The following is a 1,527-nucleotide window of genomic DNA, read 5'->3' on the forward strand; positions in this document are numbered from 1 at the left end:
AGGTAGCCGGGTACCAGTGGCAGGCAGCACGGGCTCAGGAACGAGACCAGCCCCGCCGCGGCGGCGATCGGCAGGGCGATCAGCAGGGGTCCGTAGGCCACGACGTCGCCGGGATTGGCCGCGGCGATCATGATCCACCCTTTCCTACGCCGGACGGCCGCGGGGACGCCTCGGCGAGGACGTCATCCACGAGGCCGCGCAGGGTGGCGTAGCTGACGATGCCGACCACCCGGGCGGTAATGTTGCCCTCGGCATCGATCACCAAGGTGCTCGGCACGGCGCTGACCGGGATCACCCCGCTGAAGGCCAGCAGCAACCGTCCGTCGGTGTCGACAAGGCTCGGGTAGGGGACATTGAAGCTGCGCGCGAAAGCGCGGGCGGCCGCGAGGTTGTCGCGGGTGTCGATGCCGACGAACCGCACCCCCGATGGCGCGGTCTCTCGCGCGACCCGGACCAGGTCCGGTGCCTCCTTGCGGCACGGCTGGCACCACGATCCCCACACATTGATCACCAGCACATGCCCGCGCAGGTCGGCCAGCGCGAGCCGGTCACCATCCAGCGTCTGCCCCCGAAGGTCAGGCACCCGAGGCCGGGCCCCGATCGCGTAGCTGGTCAACCCTGCGGTGGCAGCTGCGCCGGACTGCGTCTGCGCCGCCCGCCCCGTCGCGGCAGAGCTGCTCCACAGGTCGGTTCGCCACGCAGCGACGGCGACCGCGGCCGCGACCGCCGCGACGGTCACGAGCACGACACCGCGCCGGCTCACGGATCGCATCTTCATGAGGCCGCACCATCGTCGGTGTCGCGCATTCGTTCCCTCCGGGCCAGGCAGTCAGTCAGCTCTTCCGTCTACTATGTACGATAGTTGAGCGGTGATAGTTCCCGGCCCGGCGGGACACCGCGGACAACGACCAGGAGGGACGTGGCGGTGCGCGGATTCGGTGACCTGGAGGCGGCGGTGATGGACCGGCTGTGGTCGTGGCAGCAGCCGCCCACCGTGCGGGAGGTCCTCGACGATCTGCGCCGCGACCGCGATCTGGCCTACACCACCGTGATGACGGTGATGGACAACCTGCACCGCAAGGGCTGGCTGACCAGACAACTCGACGGCCGCGCCTACCGCTACCAGCCGGTGGCATCCCGGCAGGAGTACAGCGCGGAGCTGATGCGCCAGGCTCTCGACGGCAGCGGCGACAATGCCACCACCCTGTTGCGGTTCGTGGAGGACATGACCGAGGCCGAGGCCGAGGCAGTCCGGCGCGCGCTGAAGAACCACCCGGAATCGGGCCACGGGTGACAGTCACCCTCGCCCTGCTCGGCTACGCCGCCGCGGTCAGCTTGCTCACACCACGGCTGCTCAGCGGAGCATGGCTGTACCGGTCACCCCGGCTCGCTGTTCTGCTCGCGCACGCCGCCGGCTGGTCGGTCGTTTCCTCCGTCGCGCTGGCCGGTATCACCTGTGTGGCAACGCCCGGACGGGTGCGGGACTGTGTCGTCGCGCTGGCAGGGAGCTCTCCCTTCGCCGGGTAC

At 70.1% G+C, this 1,527-nt stretch carries 3 protein-coding genes; 2 read left to right on the forward strand and 1 reads right to left on the reverse strand.

What is annotated here, in order from left to right:
- Positions 1-127: 127 nt before the first annotated feature.
- Positions 128-778, reverse strand: a complete 651-nt coding sequence (locus ACRDSQ_RS06785; protein WP_431419710.1) for a TlpA family protein disulfide reductase — start codon at positions 776-778, stop codon at positions 128-130.
- Between the two features lie 141 nt (positions 779-919).
- Between ACRDSQ_RS06785 and ACRDSQ_RS06790 the strand changes: the two genes are divergently transcribed.
- Positions 920-1,294: a BlaI/MecI/CopY family transcriptional regulator gene (locus ACRDSQ_RS06790; RefSeq protein WP_431419712.1), complete on the forward strand. Its 375-nt coding sequence runs from the start codon at positions 920-922 to the stop codon at positions 1,292-1,294.
- Positions 1,291-1,527, forward strand: a 237-nt coding sequence (locus ACRDSQ_RS06795) for a hypothetical protein (protein WP_431419714.1), incomplete at its 3' end; no start/stop codon positions are given. The genes ACRDSQ_RS06790 and ACRDSQ_RS06795, both read left to right, overlap by 4 nt.

It is taken from the genome of Actinokineospora sp., assembly GCF_050699995.1.
GTDB lineage: Bacteria > Actinomycetota > Actinomycetes > Mycobacteriales > Pseudonocardiaceae > Actinokineospora.